Source organism: Microbacterium sp. UBA3394, assembly GCF_002358725.1.
Classification (GTDB): Bacteria; Actinomycetota; Actinomycetes; order Actinomycetales; family Microbacteriaceae; genus Microbacterium; species Microbacterium luteum.
Genome location: NZ_DEPK01000023.1, coordinates 2931 through 22135, shown reverse-complemented (window position 1 = coordinate 22135; position 19205 = coordinate 2931). Strand labels below are relative to the sequence as shown.

The 19205-nt window shown below is 71.1% G+C and carries 16 protein-coding genes; 4 read left to right on the top strand and 12 right to left on the bottom strand.

What is annotated here, in order from left to right:
• From purH to B4E30_RS00975, 12 genes are all read right to left on the bottom strand, one after another.
• Window positions 1–1583, bottom strand: a 1583-nt coding sequence (purH, locus tag B4E30_RS01030; RefSeq protein WP_286793115.1) for a bifunctional phosphoribosylaminoimidazolecarboxamide formyltransferase/IMP cyclohydrolase, incomplete at its 3' end; no start/stop codon positions are given.
• Window positions 1584–1603: 20 nt separating this feature from the next.
• Window positions 1604–2200 (bottom strand): phosphoribosylglycinamide formyltransferase, encoded by a 597-nt coding sequence (gene purN / locus B4E30_RS01025; RefSeq protein WP_071044613.1) that lies wholly within the window; start codon window positions 2198–2200, stop codon window positions 1604–1606.
• A gap of 4 nt (window positions 2201–2204) precedes the next feature.
• Entirely contained in the window at window positions 2205–3458 is a 1254-nt protein-coding gene (locus B4E30_RS01020; RefSeq protein WP_286793114.1) for a DUF6350 family protein, read from the bottom strand.
• 91 nt (window positions 3459–3549) lie between these two features.
• Window positions 3550–5100, bottom strand: a complete 1551-nt coding sequence (locus B4E30_RS01015; RefSeq protein ID WP_286793113.1) for a polysaccharide deacetylase family protein — start codon at window positions 5098–5100, stop codon at window positions 3550–3552.
• Complete coding sequence (locus B4E30_RS01010; RefSeq protein ID WP_286793112.1) at window positions 5097–5645, bottom strand: hypothetical protein; 549 nt, start codon at window positions 5643–5645, stop codon at window positions 5097–5099. Before B4E30_RS01010 ends, B4E30_RS01015 begins: the two co-directional genes overlap by 4 nt.
• A 36-nt stretch (window positions 5646–5681) precedes the next feature.
• The gene (locus tag B4E30_RS01005; protein ID WP_286793111.1) at window positions 5682–6425 is read right to left on the bottom strand and encodes a formylglycine-generating enzyme family protein; all 744 of its coding nucleotides are present in this window, start codon (window positions 6423–6425) and stop codon (window positions 5682–5684) included.
• A 25-nt stretch (window positions 6426–6450) separates the two neighbouring features.
• Complete coding sequence (locus tag B4E30_RS01000; protein ID WP_071044608.1) at window positions 6451–6891, bottom strand: nitroreductase family deazaflavin-dependent oxidoreductase; 441 nt, start codon at window positions 6889–6891, stop codon at window positions 6451–6453.
• 137 nt (window positions 6892–7028) lie between these two features.
• Window positions 7029–7931 carry a succinate--CoA ligase subunit alpha gene (gene sucD / locus B4E30_RS00995; protein WP_286793110.1) on the bottom strand — a complete coding sequence of 301 codons (903 nt, stop codon included), beginning with the start codon at window positions 7929–7931 and terminating at the stop codon, window positions 7029–7031.
• Between the two features lie 25 nt (window positions 7932–7956).
• A complete protein-coding gene (gene sucC, locus B4E30_RS00990) occupies window positions 7957–9123 on the bottom strand; it encodes an ADP-forming succinate--CoA ligase subunit beta (protein WP_194383621.1) in 1167 nt (388 codons plus the stop codon).
• 100 nt (window positions 9124–9223) lie between these two features.
• Window positions 9224–10756, bottom strand: coding sequence for an FAD-dependent oxidoreductase (locus B4E30_RS00985; RefSeq protein ID WP_286718629.1), 1533 nt, complete (start codon window positions 10754–10756; stop codon window positions 9224–9226).
• An 80-nt stretch (window positions 10757–10836) separates the two neighbouring features.
• Window positions 10837–12414, bottom strand: coding sequence for a chitinase (locus tag B4E30_RS00980; protein WP_286793109.1), 1578 nt, complete (start codon window positions 12412–12414; stop codon window positions 10837–10839).
• Complete coding sequence (locus B4E30_RS00975; RefSeq protein WP_286793108.1) at window positions 12411–14753, bottom strand: glycosyltransferase family 2 protein; 2343 nt, start codon at window positions 14751–14753, stop codon at window positions 12411–12413. Before B4E30_RS00975 ends, B4E30_RS00980 begins: the two co-directional genes overlap by 4 nt.
• Before the next feature lie 205 nt (window positions 14754–14958).
• On the opposite strand from B4E30_RS00975, the gene B4E30_RS00970 reads away from it, so the two are divergent.
• The 4 genes from B4E30_RS00970 to B4E30_RS00955 all read left to right on the top strand — a co-directional run bounded on the left by B4E30_RS00970 (window position 14959) and on the right by B4E30_RS00955 (window position 19204).
• Window positions 14959–15615, top strand: coding sequence for a TetR/AcrR family transcriptional regulator (locus tag B4E30_RS00970; protein ID WP_286793107.1), 657 nt, complete (start codon window positions 14959–14961; stop codon window positions 15613–15615).
• Between the two features lie 74 nt (window positions 15616–15689).
• Window positions 15690–16919, top strand: coding sequence for an acyl-CoA dehydrogenase family protein (locus tag B4E30_RS00965; RefSeq protein ID WP_286793106.1), 1230 nt, complete (start codon window positions 15690–15692; stop codon window positions 16917–16919).
• A gap of 85 nt (window positions 16920–17004) precedes the next feature.
• Window positions 17005–18156, top strand: a complete 1152-nt coding sequence (locus B4E30_RS00960; protein WP_286793105.1) for an AI-2E family transporter — start codon at window positions 17005–17007, stop codon at window positions 18154–18156.
• A gap of 4 nt (window positions 18157–18160) precedes the next feature.
• Window positions 18161–19204, top strand: coding sequence for an ATP-dependent DNA ligase (locus B4E30_RS00955; protein ID WP_286793104.1), 1044 nt, complete (start codon window positions 18161–18163; stop codon window positions 19202–19204).
• Window position 19205 lies beyond the last annotated feature (1 nt).

Sequence of the window (19205 nt, the reverse complement as noted above, 5' to 3'; positions counted from 1 at the left end):
CCGGTGAAGAACATCGTCACCCCGGCGTCGCGGGCGGCGTCGACGACCTCCTGATCGCGCACGGATCCACCCGGCTGGATGATGGTCGTGATGCCCGCGTCGATGAGCACCTGGGGCCCGTCGGCGAAGGGGAAGAACGCGTCGGATGCGGCGATCGACCCGGCGACACGGTCGCCGGCCCGCTCGACGGCGAGGCGGCACGAGTCGACGCGGTTCACCTGCCCCATGCCGATGCCGACGGTCGCGGAGTTCTTCGCCAGGACGATGGCGTTCGACTTCACCGCACGGCACGACTTCCACGCGAAGATGAGGTTCGTCATCTCCTCGTCGCTCGGACGCTCACCGGAGACCAGCTCCCAGTCCTTCGCCACCGACTCGATGTCGTCGGGGAACCGGTCGGCATCCTGCAGCAGCAGACCGCCCGACACGAGGCGCACATCCATGCTCTCCTGACGCCAGTCGGCGGGCAGCTGCAGCACCCGGAGGTTCTTCTTCAGCGCGAAGACCTCCAGCGCCTCCGGCTCGAAGTCGGGCGCCACGATCACCTCGGTGAAGATGTCGCGCAGGTTCTCCGCCATCTTGAGCGTCACGGTGCGGTTGGCCGCGATGACACCGCCGAACGCCGACACCGGGTCGCACTCGTGCGCGCGCAGGTGAGCGCTCGCGATCGGGTCGAGGGCCTGCGGCGCCGCGACGGCGATGCCGCACGGGTTCGCGTGCTTGATGATCGCCACGGCGGGCTTGACCATGTCGAAGGCTGCGCGCAGCGCCGCATCCGCGTCGATGTAGTTGTTGTAGGACATGCCCTTGCCCTGCAGCTGCGTCGCCTGCGCGATGCCGTGACCGCCGACCCGGGAGTAGATCGCGGCGCGCTGGTGCGCGTTCTCGCCGTAGCGGAGCGTCTCCAGGCGCTCCGCCTTGATGGTGAGGTGCTCGGGCAGCTCCTCCTCCACGAGCGTGCCCTCGGCGAACCACGTCGCGACGGCGGTGTCGTAGGCGGCGGTGTGCGCGAAGGCGCGCGCGGCGAGATCCTTGCGCTGCGTCAGACTCGTCCCGCCGGAGCCGACGGCCTCGACGATGGCGGGGTAGGACTCGGGCGAGACGACGATGGCGACGTTCGCGTAGTTCTTGGCCGATGCGCGCACCATCGCCGGTCCGCCGATGTCGATCTGCTCGACGACGGCGTCGCCTTCGGCACCGGAGGCGACCGTCTGCACGAACGGGTAGAGATTGACCACGACGAGGTCGAAGGGCCGGATGCCGAGATCGGCCAGCTGCGCCTCGTGGTGCTCCAGCCGCAGGTCCGCCAGCAGGCCCGCGTGCACGCCGGGGTGGAGCGTCTTCACGCGCCCGTCGAGCGACTCGGGGAACCCGGTGACCGCCGCGACGTCCGTCACGTCGTGCCCGGCCTCGCGGATGGTCGCGGCGGTCGAACCGGTCGAGACGATCTCGACACCCGCCCCGGCGAGGGCCTGAGCGAGCTCCAGCAGCCCGGTCTTGTCGCTCACCGAGATCAGCGCTCGGCGAATCGGGACGACGTCGCGGTCGCGGTACAGGGACGGGTCGTGGCTGGGACCGGCCATGGGACTCCTTCGTTCGGTGGTCAGGTCGTGGATGCTGCGGCGGACAGGTCGAGCTCTCCCGACGCGATGCGCTGCACCACGTCGATCAGGAGACGTCGCTCGACCGGCTTGATGCGGTCGTGGAGGGTGTGCTCGTCGTCGCCGGGGAGGACCGGGACGCGCTCCTGGGCGAGGATGGGGCCGGTGTCCACGCCGCTGTCGACGACGATGACGCTCGCGCCGGTGCGGTCGACTCCTGCCGCGAGCGCATCGCGCACGCCGTGAGCACCGGGGAACTCGGGCAGGTGCGCCGGGTGGGTGTTGATCAGGCGCGGCGCCCACTCGTCGACGAGGGATGCCGGCAGCAGTCGCATGAGTCCGCTGAGCACAACCAGGTCGGGCTTCCACACCGCCAGGTGGGCGCCGAGCTCGGCTCCCCACTCCTCACGGGAGGCGTATTCCTCCCAGGGCACGAGGAAGGTCGGGATGCCGTAGGCCTCGGCGTGGGCGAACCCGTCGGCCTCACGGTCGGCGCCGACGGCGACGATGCGTGCGGGGAAATCCGGCTCTGCCGCCGCGTCGAGAAGAGCCCGAAGGTTCGACCCGGCACCGGAGATGAGGACGACGACCGAGAGCACCCGGTCAGTCTAGCGGCGGTGCGACACGTTCCCCGCGGGGCTCCTCCCCCGCCATCCAGGCGAGGGCGCCGCGGGGTGACAGCAGCAGGATCGCCACCCCGACGAGAGTCTCGAGCCCGACCGCGAGAGCCACCGCGCCGGGATCCGGGCCCACCTCGGTCAGCCGGCCGGGCCCCAGTGATCCGGATGCCGCCCAGGAGAGCACAGCGGCGACCCCCGCGGCGCCGGCGGCGATGCCGAGCGCGGTGACGATGCGCGGCGCCCACTCCTCGGACTCCGAGGCGGCCAGGCGCGATCGCGCCACCCATCCGGCGAAGGCCCCGGCCGCGATCGGCACGAGCACGAGCATCAGCAGCCACGTGCTGGTCGAATCCGGCACGGCACCGAGCAGGGGGATGCCCGGGAGCACGCCCACGGTCGTGCCTCCGGGTGCCGCGGCGGCGCCGGCACCGAGTGCCACACCGGGTCCGGCGACGAAGGCGAGCCCCCACACGATGAGCGTCGGGAGGTAGGCGAGCTGCCCGAGGGTGAGCACGATCGCGCCGAGCGCGTCGACGTGGGCGGATTGGAACAACGCCAGGATCTCGCCGATGCGGAGAGTGATCGCCACGGCCACGATCAGCGCTCCGGCCCCGACGAGCACCGTGATGACCACGGCGACGCCGCGTGCGATCTCCCCCGGGACCTCGCTCCACGCGGCCGAATCCCCCTCGGCCCGATCACGCAGGTCGGCGATCAGACCCTCGGGCGACTCGCGCCACTCGGTCACGACGGCGGCGACGGTCAACGGCACCGCGTAGACGAGCGCGGGAGCGGCGATCGCGATGACGGGGTCCACCGCGGCGACGGGGTTCGCCCCGGTCAGGGCGACGGCCGCCGCCGCGGCGGTGAACACGAGCAGACCGGTGATCGCCCCGGTCGCCCAGGACTCCGCCCGCGAGGCGCGAATCCCCGAGCGCGCACCGGCCAGCGCGGTGAAGACGACGAAGGCGAGCGGGGCGAGCGACAGCGTGAACGTCGAGGCGTCGGCGTCGACACCCGCGGCGACCAGGTAGTCGTCGGTGAGCGCGACGTCGACGGGCACGAGGTGACCGAACTGCCAGATCGTCGCCGACGCCGGCCACAGCGCCCCCCAATCGGGCGCGGCCAGACCGATCACCCAGATCAGGGTCAGCGGCGCGAAGACGGCGGCCACGCCGACGGCCGCCGCGACGGCGGAATCGACGGCGGCGAGGAGGGCGACGGTGAGGCGATGCATGCGCCATCGACCCTACCCACGCCGAACGCGCGCTCCGTGCACGCCGCGGCGCTCTCACCGCGCTGTCAGCCAAACGCGTGGCGGGCGGGGTTCAGCGTGCGGACTGCCAGGCGCCGCCGCCGGGGAAGGCACCGCCGAACAGCTGCTGCACCGTCACCAGCACGAAGCCGCGGTCGCGCAGACCCGACATCACCGCATCGACGGTGCGGCCGGTGTTGGCATGGATGTCGTGCTGCAGCACGATCGAGCCCGGGCGCGGCTGCGTGACCGCGCGCCGCAGCAGCTCGTCGTCGCTGATCTGCTTCCAGTCCTCGGTGTCGACGTCCCACAGGATCGCGGGCAGGCCCGCCTCCTGCAGCACCTCGCGATTCCACTCCCCGTACGGCGGACGGAAGGCGCGCACGGCCTCCCCGGAGGCGGTCCGCAGGGCGACGGTCGTGTCGCCGATCTGCGCGCGCACCTCCTCCGGCTCCAGGGTCGTCAGATCAGGATGGTTCCAGGTGTGGTTCTCGACGAGATGACCCTCAGCGGTCGCCCGCGAGAGCGTTTCCGCCCAGCCCGCGGCCTTCTGCCCGAGGGCGAAGAAGGTCAGCCCGGCGTCGTGCTCCCGCGCGGCGTCGAGGATCGCCGACGTCCACTGCGACGGGCCGTCGTCGTAGGTCAGCGACACGCACGGATGCAGCTCGCAGTCGACCTCGCGCGCACCCTCGGGCGGCCCGGCCGGCGCGGTGAACGGCGCCGCCGCGACCACCGCGGAGACGAGGTCGGCACCGGTCGCGCTCACGAGCTCGGCGGACCGGGGCGGCGCGACGGCGACAGCGACCGGCTCGGTCGTCGCGGCGATCCCGAGCGCCTCCAGTTCCGGGGCCCGGAACCCCGCCGGGATCGTCACCACCAGGGATCCGTCGGCGGCGGGCACGGTGGTCGCGAGCGCCGCGTCCAGGAGCACCACCGCCTCCTCATCCGGGGGCGTGACCGGGGCCAGCGACAGCGAACCGGCCTCCCGACGGATCGCGTCGACGACGTCCTCCCACAGCCGATCCGCGGCGCCGTCGGCCCACAACGCGGCCGGTGCGATGAGGCGGCCGTCGTCGACGTCGATGTAGCGCAGGGTCGTCGCGTCGGCCGTGACCTCGCCGGCAGTTCCGGTGACCGTGCGGATGCGCTGTCCGATCATGGCGCCTGCGGCGACGACGACGTCGCACACCACCGCCGCCCCCGACCCACCGACCGGGCCCAGGGCGGGATCGGCGAGCACGTCGGCCGCGGGCAGCAGGGTGGATCCCCTGACGCAGTCGCGATCGCCGAGTCCGGCGTCCGCGTCGAACACCTGCGGGCTGTAGACGTCGCCGGTGGCCGCCTCCTGCCCGTCGATCGCCGCGCGAACCGCCGGCAGCGCCACCTCTTCGACGGCGGGAACGCCGGGGAGGCGCATCCATCGCGACTGGACCCGCACGTCGTCGTTGCGGATGCGCTCGCCCACCAGCCCGGGCACGGATGCGGCCTCGATCGGCGCGGGCATCTCGACGACGCTCACGTGCGGGGCGGGCCAGGTCGGCGGGCGCCAATCGACGTCGGTCGGGACGGCGCACGCGGTGAGAGCGAGAACCGCCACGAGGCCGCCGGCCGCGAGACGCCTCACGCGGGGACCCCGTCGAGGCGGATGCCGTCGAGGATCAGCGCGAGAGCCGTGACGTAGTCGTCCAGGTCGGCCTCGGGCGACGCCTCGGCCGTCACGAGCACTGTCGCGGTTCCGCCGTCGCCGACCGTCGCGACGAACCGTCCGTTGTGGAACGCGTGGCGCGCGTCGAGCCCGGACGCGAGCCTCTCGGTGACGGCGTCCGACGCGACAGCGACCTCGGCGGACACCTCCTCGGCATCGCCGTCGTCTGCGACGAGCGACACGGTGAGACCCGCATCCGGGGAACTCAGCCGCAGGGTGTCGTCGAACGGCGAACGTCGCACCACCCAGCCGGCGGGCACGAGCACCGTGGCCGTGCCGTCATCGGCGATCGGCACCGTCGTGTCGTCCGCCACGGCCTCGGCCGACAGATTCGCCAGCACCGGCGGCAGCACCGTCACGGCAAGCAGTCCCACGATGACGGCGATCACCGCCGACACCCCCGCGACGACGATCAGCGCTTCGCGTGCGCGCCCCCGCGCCGCGGCATCCCCAGCCGGCCCCATGACCCACAGGTTATCGAGACCGAGCGGCTCCGCCGGTCAGCGGCGCGGCGTCCATCCCGACGGCAGCGGGCCGTCCGGGTCGCCGCGTTCGGCATCCGCGCGGGCCGACCATCCCTGCGCGGCGTCGACGGCGTCGAAACCGCCGCGGGCCAGCCGCATCCCGACGTCGTCGTGGTGCATGCGCGGCCCACCGCCGCGTCGCGCTCCGGCGCGGACGCTGTGGGCGTCGTCGGCGAAGCCACCGCCGCGGAACACCCGGTAATCGCCGTAGCGAGCGGGATCGAGCAGATCCCAGCACCATTCCCAGACGTTTCCGAGCGTGTCGAACAGTCCGAAGAGATTCGGATGCCGCGCGCCCACGTCGTGGGGCGCGGACAGACCGTCGGCGGCCGTCCACGCCACCTCGGCGAGCGGTCCGTAATGCGCACCGGCGGACCCGGCACGGCAGGCGTACTCCCACTCGGCCTCGGTCGGCAGCCGGAACCCGTCGGAATCCACGTGCCACGTCACCTCGTCGCCGTCGACCGTGTACGCCGGATCGAGTCCCTCCCACTCCGACGCGGCGTTGCACACGCGCACCGCCCGCAGCCAGGAGATGTCCGTCGCCGGCCGTCGGGGGTGCTGCGCGGTCTCCCCCAGCAGCTCGCCGAGTTCCGCCTGGGTGAGCGGGAACCGGGCGATCTCGAAGGGCTCGAGGTCGACCGCGCGCCGGATGCTGCGTCGAGCGTCGTGCAGCTCGACACGGCCGGCGGGCAGGCGAACCGTCTCGATGTCGCTCATCGCGCCCGTGAGGCCTCGATCAGCCTCACGCCTCGCGGGGTTCGAGGACGAAGACCGCGATCTGCCGATCGGTCTTCGCCTGGTAGGCGTCGTAGTCGGGCCAGACCTCCGCGGCGCGCTTCCACCAGAGCTCGCGCTCCTCGCCGGAGAGCTCCCGGGCGTCGTAGTCGCGCTTGTCCGCGCCGTCCTGCAGCTCGACGTGGGCGTGAGCGCGCATGTTCGCGGCCCACCGGGGCTCGTCGGGTGCGCCGCCCTTCGAGGCGACGACGGCGTAGCGGCCGTCGTGCTCGACCCGCATGAGCGCCGTCTTGCGCAGTCCCCCGCTCGTGGAACCGACGGTCGTCAGCACGATGATCGGCACCCCGCGCATCGTGTTCGCCTCGGTGCCCCCGGAGGCCTCGAACTGCTCGGCCTGGTTGCGTGCCCATTCGGACGTGGACGGGATGTACTCACCACTCAACGGCATGCCGCCAGCCTACGCCGCGCTCGGGCTCATCCGACCTCCGACACCGAACCACCCCCTTCGACGCGAACCACCCCTCTGCACACCGCCCCGAAAGGGACGGCTCACGTGCAGAGGGGTGGCTCGGCGCCGGGATCAGATCACAGACCCTCGATGATCTCGCGCATGAGGGCGGCGGTCTCGGACGGGGTCTTGCCGACCTTGACGCCGGCGGCCTCGAGGGCCTCCTTCTTCGCCTGGGCGGTACCGGCCGAGCCCGAGACGATCGCGCCGGCGTGACCCATGGTCTTGCCCTCCGGCGCGGTGAAGCCCGCGACGTATCCGACGACCGGCTTGGTGACGTTCGCCTTGATGAAGTCGGCTGCGCGCTCCTCGGCGTCGCCCCCGATCTCGCCGATCATGACGATCGCCTTGGTCTCGGGGTCGGCCTCGAACGCCTCGAGCGCGTCGATGTGCGTCGTGCCGATGACGGGGTCGCCGCCGATGCCGATGGCGGTCGAGAAGCCCAGGTCGCGCAGCTCGAACATCATCTGGTAGGTCAGCGTGCCCGACTTCGACACGAGCCCGATCGGACCCTTGCCGGTGATGTTGGCCGGGGTGATGCCGACGAGCGACTCACCGGGGGTGATGATGCCCGGGCAGTTCGGCCCGATGATGCGAGTGGTGTTGCGCTTGCTCTTGGCGTAGGCCCACGCCTCGGCGGTGTCGCCGACCGGCACGCCCTCGGTGATGACGACGAGCAGTCCGATCTCGGCGTCGATGGCCTCGATCATGGCGTCCTTCGTGAACGCGGGCGGCACGAAGGCGATCGACACGTCGGCGCCGGTCTTCTCCATCGCTTCGGCGACCGAGCCGAAGACGGGGAGCTCGACGGCGTTGCCGTCCTTGTCGGTGTGGGAGACGGTCGTCCCGGCCTTGCGGGCGTTGACGCCGCCGACGACGTTCGTGCCGGCCTTCAGCATCAGCGCGGTGTGCTTGGTGCCTTCGCCGCCGGTGATGCCCTGGACGATGACCTTGGAATCCTGGTTGAGGTAGATCGACATTTTCTGGTCCTTATCCGGATGCGGTTCAGGCGGCGGCCAGCTCGGCGGCCTTGTCGGCGCCCTCGTCCATGCCCGCGGCGAGCGTGACGAGGGGGTTGTTCGCGGCGGCGAGGATGGCGCGGCCTTCCTCGACCTGGTTCCCGTCGAGGCGCACGACCAGCGGCTTGGTCGCGGCGTCGCCCAGGATCTCGAGGGCCTTGACGATGCCCTCGGCCACGGCGACGCACGACGTGATGCCGCCGAACACGTTGACGAAGACGCTCTTGACCTGCTCGTCGCCGAGGATGACATCCAGTCCTGCGGCCATGACGGTGGCGGAGGCGCCGCCGCCGATGTCGAGGAAGTTCGCCGGCTTCACGCCGCCGTGGCCCTCGCCGGCGTAGGCGACGACGTCGAGGGTCGACATGACCAGGCCCGCGCCGTTGCCGATGATGCCGACCTCGCCGTCGAGCTTGACGTAGTTGAGGCCGGACTCCTTGGCCTTGGCCTCGAGCGGGTCGGCCGCGCCCTTGTCCTCGAGCTCCTCGTGCTCGGGGTGACGCACCTCGCTGGCGTTCTCGTCGAGCGAGACCTTGCCGTCCAGGGCGATGATCTCGCCCTCCTCGGTGCGCACCAGCGGGTTGACCTCGACGAGGGTCGCGCCCTCGCCGGTGTAGACGTCGTACAGCTTCACGAACACGTCGGAGACGGCCTCGACGAGGTCGTCGGGGAAGTTGGCGGCTTTCGCGATCTCGACGGCCTTGGCCTTGTCGATGCCTCCCAGCGGGTCGACCTCGACACGGGCGAGGGCTTCGGGCTTCTCGACGGCGAGCTGCTCGATCTCCATGCCGCCCTCGACCGAGCACAGGCTCAGGTAGGAGCGGTTGGAGCGGTCGAGCAGCACAGAGAAGTAGTACTCCTCGGCGATGCGGGCACCGGCGGCGACCATGACGCGCTGGACCACGTGCCCCTTGATGTCGAGGCCGAGGATGGCCTGCGCGGCCTCGTAGGCCTCGTCGGGGGTCTTGGCGACCTTCACACCGCCGGCCTTGCCGCGGCCTCCGGTCTTGACCTGGGCCTTGACGACCACGACACCGCCGAGCTTCTCGGCCGCCGCGCGCACCTCCTCCGGCGTGTCGGCGACGATGCCCGGGAGCACCGGCACCTCGTACTTCTCGAACAGATCGCGTGCCTGGTACTCGTACAGATCCACAGTGCGTTCCTTCGCTGTTGCGATGGGTGGGTGATGTGGTGAACCTTCTCGGCGCCGAGGATTCGCTTGACGTCGAGATATCGACCGGTCCCCCAGCCTACTATCCTGCGGCGACCTCTCCCGGCACACGGGGCAGCCGCTGCAGGTCGCAGACGGCCGGTCCCTCGATGCGCAGACCGGCGGCGGTGAATCGGGATGCGTGGAGCGGACAGTCCCACGAGCCCTCGGCGTCGTTCCACGCGAGCACTCCGCCCAGGTGGGGGCAGACGGCGTTCACGGCGCGGGTGACGCCCTGCACGGTCGAGACGCCGACGGGGTGACCCGCGCGATTGACGACGACGCCGTCGCCCTCGGCGGGGCGTGCGACGGGCACCGCGCGGCGCTGGGCGCCCACCCATCCGGATGCCGCCTCCCAGCCCACCCGCAGGTTCTCGATCCCGCCCCGGCCGAGATCGGCGGGCACGGTGAACCGGCGGGAGATGAGGTTCATCCACGCGGGCCGCTCCCGTCGGGGCGTGCGGGTGACCTCGGCGGCGATGCGCAGCGCCGCGGCGGGGCCGTTGGACAGTCCCCACTTGCCGAATCCGGTCGCGAAACGAACCCGGCCGAGCGTGCGCGGCATGACGCCGACGAACGGGATGAGGTCGTGCGACTCGTAGTCCTGCGCCGACCACGACGCGACGGGTTCCGCCCCGGGGATGTGCTCGCGCGTCCATGCGATGAGATCCGTCACGCACGCGCGCGGCGACGACGAGCGCCCCACCGGGTGCCCGTTTCCCCCGACCACGAGGCGTGCTCCGCCGTCGGGGCCGTCGGACGACGTGACCGACCGGAGGGAGCGTGTGGGCGCATCCACCGACAGGTAGAGCCCGTCGGGCACCTCGCCGTCGACGTCGAACGCGACGGCGTAGGAACGCAGGCCACGGGTCTTCGCGAAGTAGAGGCCGCGATCTGTCAGAGGCGCCCCGGTGGCCAGCACGACGTCGCGCGCCGAGATGAAACCCGCGCTCGTCTCGAGCACGGGATGCGGCACCACGCGCAGCCCGGTGACGCGGATGCCGGTGTGGAGCGTCGCGCCGGCTTCGACCGCCGCCCGGGCGAGGGCGGCCGTGACCGCGTAGGGGTCGATCGCGACCTGATCGTCGAGCGCGACGGCATCGACGACCGGAAAGGGCAGCGTCGGATCGGGCGGCATACGATGCACCGGCAGCCCGGCCTCTCGCGCGGCCTCCATCTCGGCCGCCACCGTTTTCCCACCCGCGGCGGACTGCGCGTAGGAGTACGCGGTGCGGCGTGTGAACGGGACGCCGGCCTCTGTCGCGAACGCCGTGAGCCACTGTGCGCCGTCGCGGTTCGCGTCGACGTATGCGCGCACGAGCGATGCGGGATGATGCGCCCGGAGCGTCGACAGGACGGACCCCTGCAGGAGGGACAGCTTTCCGGTGTTCGATCCCGAGGCCAGATGTGCCACCTCGCCGGCGTCGACCACCGCCACGTCGCGACCGGCCCGCGCCAGCAGCAGCGCCGTCGACAGACCGGTGATCCCCGCGCCGACGATCACGACGTCGGGGCGCCGGCCGTCCCACGGCTGCGACTGGACAGGGTCTGCGGTGCGGGTCCACAACGACGTCATGCCCTCATGCAACGCTGCGTGACTGCCTGCGACAACCGGGTTGACAGCGCCCCGGCGACCCGGCCGGATCGGCCGGGTCCTCAGTCGTCGGCGCCGGCTGCGACCTCGGCCACCTCCGCTGCGGTGAGCGCGCGCCACGGCGAGCCGTCCGGGTCGTCGCCGATCGCGGCGGGGCTGTCACCACTGGTCCACCACTTCGCCTCGAACGGCAGCCCTTCGAACTCGACCCGATCGCCGGCCTCGTAGTCGGCGGCGCCGTCCCACTCGTCGTAGGTGCCCTCCGGGACCGTCGGGATCTCGTAGGGCTTCTCTCCGGGCAGCACCGGCCCGATGAGGGTCCACGGGCTGTCCGCGGCGACCGTCAGCGGGTCGTCCGGCTGGTCGCCCTGCGTCCACCACTTCGCCTCGTAGACGTTCCCGTGCCACACCGTCTTCGTCCCGGCGAGATAGCGGGTGTTCTCGCCCCAGATCGGATAGGGGCTGGTCGCGGGATCGTCGACCGGTGTCGTCGGCTCCGGCGAAGCCGTCGGCGACGGGCTCGCGGTCGTGGTCGCTCGTGCGGCCGGCGCCGAGAAGCCGGCGTCGAGCACACCGGCGAAGGTGAGATCGCCCTGATCGACGCCGCTGCACAGATTGGAGACCACGGAGGTCACGGCGTAGTTGTCGCTGCACGATCGATCGCGGTTGAGCGACCACATCGAGACCCGGCCGAGTCCCTGCGCATGGGCCGACGCGTTCACCGCTTCGGCGTCGGCGAGGGTGAATACCTCAGCGGGGATGTCGTTCTGCCCGATCATCGGCGTCGTGCCGATCTTTGCCCACAGCACCGCATCGGCCTGGGCGTCGTCGGCCTCCGCGTAGAGCGCATCCAGCTGCGCGTGAAGTCCCTCGAGTGCGGAGTCGTTGACGGCGGCCATGGACCGGCCGTCGAGGTCGACGCCGTAGTCCATGGTCATGGCGTTCACCCCCGCCAGGTCGACGCCGGCGGCCAGGAACTGACGCACCTGGTCGATGCCGTCCGCCGTGAGGCCGGTGGGCGACACGGGAAGCGTCAGCCATACCTGCAGGTCTCGCGTCTCCTGCAGCTGCGCGACCGCCTCGGCGCGCCGCTGCGCGGCAGCGGCATCGGCGAGGTCGTCGTTCTCGATGTCGAGGTCGATGACCTCCACGTCGTAGCGGTCGATCGCGGCCGCGTACGCGGCGCGGGTCTGATCAGCGGTGTCGCACGCCGTCGCCAGTTCCACCCCCGCGGCACCGCCGAAGGAGAGGACCACGTCGCCGCCGGCGTCGCGGAGCCGGGCGATCCGGCGGTCGAGGTCGAGGTCGCGCGCCGCCTCGCTCAGCGAGTAGGCACCTCCCCAGCTCGGTTCGCAGGCTTGGCCGCCGGTGGGGGCGGTCAGGAACGCCAGCACGACGCTCGCCTCGCTCTCGTCGGCGGGGTCCCCGAAGTTGTAGGTGGGCGTGAGGGTCACATCGACATAGGCCGCGAACCACGGGTCGTCGAACGACTGCACCACGGCCTGCGCCGCGACCCAGCGCACGCCGAACACGCCGCCCACGGCGACGACCGACACGGCGCCGACGCCGAGCAGCAGGCGCCACAGCGACAGCCGCTTTCCGGCGTGGGGCCCGGACGCCCGACCGCGCAGCGGGCTCATCGCACGACCTCGGGCGTCTGCTCATCCGAGGTCGCCGGCTCCGCGTCCGCCGGCGGCGGTGCGGCCGGCAGCGCGTCCCGCACCGACGCCACCGCGCGATGCGATTCGCCCGAAGCCGGGTAGCCCCGGTACAGCACCTCCCGCCAGTCGACCTCGGCGGCCTCCGACGCCGCGGCCGATGCCTTCGGACGCGCGTCGACCCACATCCAGTCGGTGAGCCCGAGCCAGGTGTCGGCCACCGACGCGCGCAGGCCGATGTTCTCCAGCGTCGCCCACAGCGCCGTCACGGCGTTGAACGCCGCGAACGCCGCCGTGCCCCAGTTCTCCGACTGCGCGTTCCACCACGTGGTGTACACCGAGAAGGCGATGATCGCCCACGGCGCTGCGACGTAGAGCAGCTGCGTGGCGGTGCGGTCCTTCACCTTGGGTGTGCGGGCGAAGGGGATCTTGCGGCCGGTCAGCGCCTGCTCGATCGACTTCAGCACGCCGGCGAGGTTCACCGGCAGCAGGATCAGGTTGAAGCCGTAGATGCGGAAGATGTCGATGCGGCGGTATCCGCAGTACTTCAGATCGCTCGCCTGTGCCAGGAAGTACGGCAGCGCCGCGAAGACCACCAGCGGGCTCAGCAGACGGCTGTCGAAGGGAAGGGTGAGCATGAGGATGAGCCCGAAGCTCGCCCACGCGAGCGAGGCCATGTAGTTGGTGCGCAGCATCCACTCGGCGAGGGAGACCGATCGCCCGGAGCGGTGGCGGGAACGGGCGAATCGCCAGAACTTCGGCAGGATCAGGAGCCCGCCGTTCGCCCACCGCCGGCGCTGCACGACCAGCGATCCGAAGTCCGGCGGCGTGGCGCTGTAGCTCAGCCGCTCGGGGTAGTTCGCCAGCGTCCAGCCGCGGTCGGCGATGTCGATACTCGACTCGGTGTCTTCGATCACGGTGCGGTCCTGCACGTATCGCCTGACCTCGAATCCGTCGACGGTGTCGATCTCGAGGATGTCGTCCAGCGCCTCCATGCGGATGACGGCGTTGGCCCCCACCCAGAACGTCGCGCCGTGCGCGGTCATGCCCTGGTGCAGGATGTGCTGGATGTCGGTCGAGGCGCCCGCGAGCCGTTCGATGCGCGTGGGAGCGCCTCGGAAGGACGAGTACGGCGTCTGCGTGACCGCGACCCGCTCGTTGCCCGGCTGCTCGAGGAAGTAGACCAGACGGATGCAGTAGTCCCGCAGCAGCAGCGAGTCGGCGTCGAGCGTGAGGAGGTAGTCGGCGTTCGGCACGATGAGGTCGGCCGAGGTGGAGCCGGCGACCGGGCGCAGGAGCGTTCCGCCGGGGCCGTGCTCCTCGCGATACCGACCTCCCATCAGGCCGATGTAGGAGTTGAGGTTCATCGCCTTGTTCGGCTCGTGCGACAAAGACGCGTACTGCTTGCGCTCGAAGGTCGTCAGCTCGGCGGTGAAGATCCGCACAAGGCGGCGTCGCATGTCGCGCACGTGCGCCACGGTGGGCGTGTCGCCGTCGGCCGCCGCGAGCGCGAGCGCCTGCGCGGTGAGGTCCAGGTCGGAGGCGAGTTCGCGGAGCACCTGATCGATGAAGAAGGTGTCGACGTGGTCTTCGTGCGGCCAGGTGCCGGCCATGTCGCGGAGCCACTGGGAGGCGAGGTCGTAGTCGGCCACGAGGTGCTCGAGCGCTTCGGCGTCGACGACGGGATCGGGCCCGAGGATCCACCGGTGTTCGAGGGCGAACAGATTCTCGGCGAAGCGCGCTCGCGGCATCTCCAGCGCCGTCGCGATCTCGGCCGCGATCCCCCGGGTCTCCTCGAGCCGTGCGCGGACGGCCGGGTCCGCGGGCGTCGGCGGATCATCCAGCAGCAGCACGACCCGCAGATCGGGATACTCCTGCAGCGCCGCCGACCACATCGTCTTGCGGATGACGCTGGTCTCCTCGGCGTAGGACGGCACCAGAACGGTCATCCCCGAGCCCGCGCGATGGGCGAAGTGACGATCGAGTTCTCCCCGGGGAATACGCGCGTGGTCGCGGAACCGGCCGAACGCGCCCGAGCGTGCCACGAGGTACATCAGCGCGGAGAAGCTGAGGAACGTGACGACGAGACCGTAGAGGATCGCCTCGAGCGTCGCGAGGACCCCCTCGCCGGAGAGGATGCGGGGCACGACCGTGAAGACGAGATATCCGACCCAGGCCGCGATCGTGACGATGATCGCCACACGCCCCCAGATGATCTTCATCTCGCTCGGCGTGCGATGCACCGTGTCCAGCGGTGTGCGGGTGCGCTCGGACCCCCACTGCGCCCGCCGCGACGACGGCTGCCGGTCGATTCTCCCCATGCGTGTTCTCCCCTCGGCGCGGCGGAACACATCCCCGTCGCGCGCCGTCGGCCACGCTAAGCGCGGGCGCCGGGAAGGTTCCGCGATGATGCGAAGACTTGAGGTGCCCTTGGCGGAATATTCGCCGCGCTGGGTCGAACGTCGGGAAATCCTCACGGAGATGGCGGGGTATGCTCCGGGGCATGCCGGCACCCGAGGACGACCGATGACCGACACCCGCACGGCGGTGATCGCCGCCGCCTTGGACCTGTTCGCCGAGCAGGGGTTCGAGGCCACATCGGTGGAGCAGATCGCCCGGGCGGCCGGGGTGTCGCGCTCCACGTTCTTCCGTCAGTTCGGGGGCAAGGACGACGTCGTCTTCGCCGACCACGAACTCCTCCTCGACCGTGCCCGCGCCCGGCTCGACAAGGGTCACGACGATCCGTGGGCGGCCGTATGCGAGGCTTCGCTCGAGGTGTACCGGCACTTCGCCGCCGACCCCGACCTCGCCCGCCGCCGATACGCCGTCGTGCGGGGCGTGCCGGCGCTGCGCGATCGCGAGATCGTCACGGTTTTCCGCTACGAGCGCCTCTTCGACGAGTACCTGCGACGCGCGCTTCCGGGCCTCGACCCGGTCGACGCGGTGGGCTTCGCCGCCGCCGTCACCGCGGTGCACAACCACGTGCTCCGCCGCCTGCTGCGCGGCCCGAAGCGCGTGCCGGCGACCACGCTCGTCCGCGCCCTCGACGGGGTCCGGCGCCGGTACGGTGTGCTCACCGACGAAGACCCGGATGAGACCGGCGACGTGGTCGTGGCGGTGTTCCCGCGGCGGATGCCCGCCGCGGAGGTGACCCGTCGGCTGCGCGGCAAGCTGGGTCCGTGACCCTATCTTGAGACTCAGTGCCGCCTCCGATGACACTCGGTTTCGCTAGACTCCGATGGGGCGAAAGGATTCTCATGAACGACACCTCCCTTCCGGGCGAACGCACGACGCGGTATGACCTCGGCGCGCGGCTCGACACCGACTACTACGCCGTCTTCACCGACATCGACGACGCCGACCGCGCCGCCTGGAACCGCGCGAAGGAGCTCGTCGACGAGGTCGCGCCCCTCATGCGCGACGCGTGGGACACCGCCTCCTACCCCGTCGAGGTCGCGGGCCGGATGGGCGAGCTCGACCTCTTCACCGACGGGATCGACCATCCCGACCTGACGCACCTGTCACCCCTGGGTGCCGGGCTGGTCAACATGGAGGTCTCGCGCGGCGACGGCTCACTCGGCACCGTGCTGGCCGTGCAGGGCGGGCTGGCCCTGCGCACCCTCGCCCTCTTCGGCAGCCCCGAGCAGCAGGCCCGATGGCTGCAGCCCCTCGCCCGAGGAGAGGTGCTCGGGGCGTTCGCGCTGACCGAACCCGACCACGGCTCCGACTCCGTCTCGCTCGAGACCGCCGCCCGCCGTGACGGCGACGGCTGGGTGCTGCGGGGAGCGAAGAAGTGGATCGGAAACGGCGCGTCGGGCGGCATCACCTTCGTGTGGGCCCGCGTCGACGACGAGGGCGCCGCCGACCACGGCACGGTCCGCTGCTTCCTGGTCGAGCAGGACACCCCGGGTTACACCGGCACCGTCATCACCGGCAAGGTGTCGCTGCGCGGCATCCACCAGGCGCACATCGCCCTCGACGACGTGCGCGTGCCGCGGGATGCGGTGCTGCCGGGCTCGCGCTCGTTCAAGGACGCATCGGTCGTGCTGTACTCCACGCGATCGGGCGTCGCCTGGTCGGCGCTCGGCCACGCCACCGCCTGCTATGAGGCAGCCCTGTCGTATTCCCAGCAGCGCATGCAGTTCGGCAAGCCGCTCGCGACCTTCCAGATGGTGCAGGAGCGCCTGGCGCAGATGCTCGAGGAGCTGACGGCGATGCAGCTGTACTGCCGCCATCTCGCCGACCTCGAGACCTCCGGCGGTCTCCGCCCGACGCAGGCCTCCCTCGCGAAGTATCACAACACGCGCGCCGCACGACGGATCGCGTCCACGGCGCGCGACCTCCTGGGCGGCAACGGCATCCTGCTCGAGTACGGCGTCATGCAGCATCTCGCCGACATCGAGGCCATCCACACCTACGAGGGCACCGAGAGCGTGCAGGCGCTGCTCATCGGTCGGGACATCACGGGTCTGAGCGCTTTCGCCTGAGCACCCCGCCTGAGGCCCTTGCCGAGCCGGGCATCGGTGCGCAAGGGGGCAGTTCGGAAGGGCTCGTCTCGCTAGCCTCGACCCCATGGGCCTCTTCCGCCGCGAACCACAGCACGTTCAGCTCGATCCGTCCCTCGCCGAGGAGCAGACCAAGCGCGCTCCCTGGCGGCTCTGGACCGACGGATTCGGGATGCTGGCCACCCGCGCCATCCAGATCATCGTCGTCGTGATCGTCGTCGCCGCCGTGATCTGGGGCATGCGGCAGCTCACGGTCGTCGTCATCCCGCTGATGCTCGCGCTCATCATCGCGTGCGCGTTCTCGCCGGTGATGGGGTGGCTCCGCGCCCGCGGGGTGCCCTCCGTGGTCGCCACCCTGCTCGCGCTGCTGGCGATCGTGCTCATCCTCTCGGGTGTCGGCTGGCTGATCGTGTGGGCGGTGCGCGACCAGTGGGATGAGCTCTACGCCTCGGCGCAGAGCGGCATCACCTCGGTCATCGAGTGGGTGCAGGGGCTGCCGTTCGCTCCCACGCAGGACGACATCGACTCGTGGATCGCCACGGCCACCGATTTCGTCACGAGCGCGCAGTTCGGCTCGGGAGCACTCGCGGGCGTCAGCGCGGTGGCGAACTTCGTCACCGGGTTCGTGCTGCTGGTCGTCATCCTGTTCTTCTTCCTCAAGGACGGACCCCAGATGTGGGAGTTCCTCCTGCGTCCGTTCCGCGGCGACGACTACGTGCGCGCCCGTCGCATCGGCGACAAGACGGTGTCGGTGCTCGGGTCGTACGTGCGGGGCACCGCGACGGTCGCCCTCGTCGACGCCATCGGCATCCTGATCGGTCTGCTGATCCTGCAGGTGCCGTTGGCGATCCCGCTCGCCGTGCTCGTCTTCCTGCTCGCCTTCATCCCCATCGTCGGTGCGACCCTTGCCGGAACCCTCGCCGCGCTCGTCGCACTCGTGGCCAACGGCTGGGTCAACGCCCTCTTCGTCGTCGGCGTCGTCGTGCTCGTCAACCAGCTCGAGGGCAACTTCCTGCAGCCGTTCCTCATGGGACGGTCGATGAAGCTGCACGCCTTCGTCATCCTGGTCGCCCTGACCGTCGGCACGGTGCTCGGCGGAATCGTCGGTGCCGTGCTCGCGGTCCCCATCGCCGCGGCCGTCTGGGGCGTCATCCAGGTGTGGGACGGTCCGCACCGCCCCGCCCGCTGGGCGCGACCGAAGGATCCGGTCGAGGCCTGAGCCCATGACCTACGACATTCCGCAGCCGATGCTGGCGAAGTCGGTGCCGGCGGTGCCCGATCCGGCGAAGACGCCGGGCGGGTTGAGCTTCGAACCGAAGTGGGACGGTTTCCGCGCACTGGTGTCCTTCGACGGCGAGAGCGTCGAGATCGGCAGCCGCGGTGCGAAGCCGCTCACCCGCTACTTCCCCGAGCTGGTCGAGGCCTTCGCGCGCATCCTGCCCGAGCCGTGCCTCATCGACGGCGAGATCGTCGTGCCGCGCGGAGAGCCCGGCGCGCAGCGGCTCGACTGGGAGTCGCTGAGCCAGCGCATCCACCCGGCTGCTTCGCGCGTGACGATGCTCTCGGAGCAGACACCGGCCATGCTGATCGCCTTCGACCTGCTGGCTCGCGGCGACCGCGACCTGCAGGGCGAGCCCTTCTCGACGCGGCGCGCCGAACTCGTCGATCTGCTCGGCGGCGTTCCCCATCCCCTGCATGTGACCCGCACCACCGCCGACGCAGCCGTCGCCGAGCGCTGGCTCGCGGAGTTCGAGGGAGCCGGCCTCGACGGGGTCGTCGCGAAGCCCCTGGCCCAGCCCTACGCGCCGAACAAGCGCACGATGTTCAAGATCAAGCACGCGCGCACGGCCGATGTGGTGACCTTCGGCTACCGCATCCACAAATCCGGCCGGGGTGTCGGCTCGCTGCTGGTGGGCCTGTACGACGATGCCGGGGAGCTGTGGAACGTCGGCGGTGTGGCCGCGTTCAGCAACCAGCGACGCCTCGAGCTGATCGACGAGCTCGAGCCGCTCGTGGCGCGCGACGACGACGGAGCCGCCGTGACGGGCGAGACGGAGAAGTCACGCTTCTCGGGTGGACGTGATGCCGGCTTCGTGCGCCTGCGCCCGGAGCGGGTGCTCGAGGTGCGCTACGACCAGCTCGAGGGTCGCCGCTTCCGCCACACGGTGCAGTTCGCACGGTGGCGCCCCGACCGCGAGCCCGCGTCGTGCACCTACGACCAGCTCGACACGATCAGCGCCTACGACCTCGGCGCGGTCCTGGTCTGAA

Excerpts from the sequence above, each read along its gene's own strand:
- B4E30_RS01000 (WP_071044608.1), bottom strand. The coding sequence starts at position 6,891 with ATGCCGTTGAGTGGTGAGTACATCCCGTCCACGTCCGAATGGGCACGC.
- B4E30_RS01005 (WP_286793111.1), bottom strand. The coding sequence starts at position 6,425 with ATGAGCGACATCGAGACGGTTCGCCTGCCCGCCGGCCGTGTCGAGCTG.
- B4E30_RS00985 (WP_286718629.1), bottom strand. The coding sequence starts at position 10,756 with ATGACGTCGTTGTGGACCCGCACCGCAGACCCTGTCCAGTCGCAGCCG.
- B4E30_RS00960 (WP_286793105.1), top strand. The coding sequence starts at position 17,005 with ATGGGCCTCTTCCGCCGCGAACCACAGCACGTTCAGCTCGATCCGTCC.
- B4E30_RS00975 (WP_286793108.1), bottom strand. The coding sequence starts at position 14,753 with ATGGGGAGAATCGACCGGCAGCCGTCGTCGCGGCGGGCGCAGTGGGGG.
- B4E30_RS00965 (WP_286793106.1), top strand. The coding sequence starts at position 15,690 with ATGAACGACACCTCCCTTCCGGGCGAACGCACGACGCGGTATGACCTC.
- B4E30_RS00955 (WP_286793104.1), top strand. The coding sequence starts at position 18,161 with ATGACCTACGACATTCCGCAGCCGATGCTGGCGAAGTCGGTGCCGGCG.
- B4E30_RS01020 (WP_286793114.1), bottom strand. The coding sequence starts at position 3,458 with ATGCATCGCCTCACCGTCGCCCTCCTCGCCGCCGTCGATTCCGCCGTC.
- B4E30_RS01010 (WP_286793112.1), bottom strand. The coding sequence starts at position 5,645 with ATGGGGCCGGCTGGGGATGCCGCGGCGCGGGGGCGCGCACGCGAAGCG.
- sucD (WP_286793110.1), bottom strand. The coding sequence starts at position 7,931 with ATGTCGATCTACCTCAACCAGGATTCCAAGGTCATCGTCCAGGGCATC.
- B4E30_RS00980 (WP_286793109.1), bottom strand. The coding sequence starts at position 12,414 with ATGAGCCCGCTGCGCGGTCGGGCGTCCGGGCCCCACGCCGGAAAGCGG.
- B4E30_RS00970 (WP_286793107.1), top strand. The coding sequence starts at position 14,959 with ATGACCGACACCCGCACGGCGGTGATCGCCGCCGCCTTGGACCTGTTC.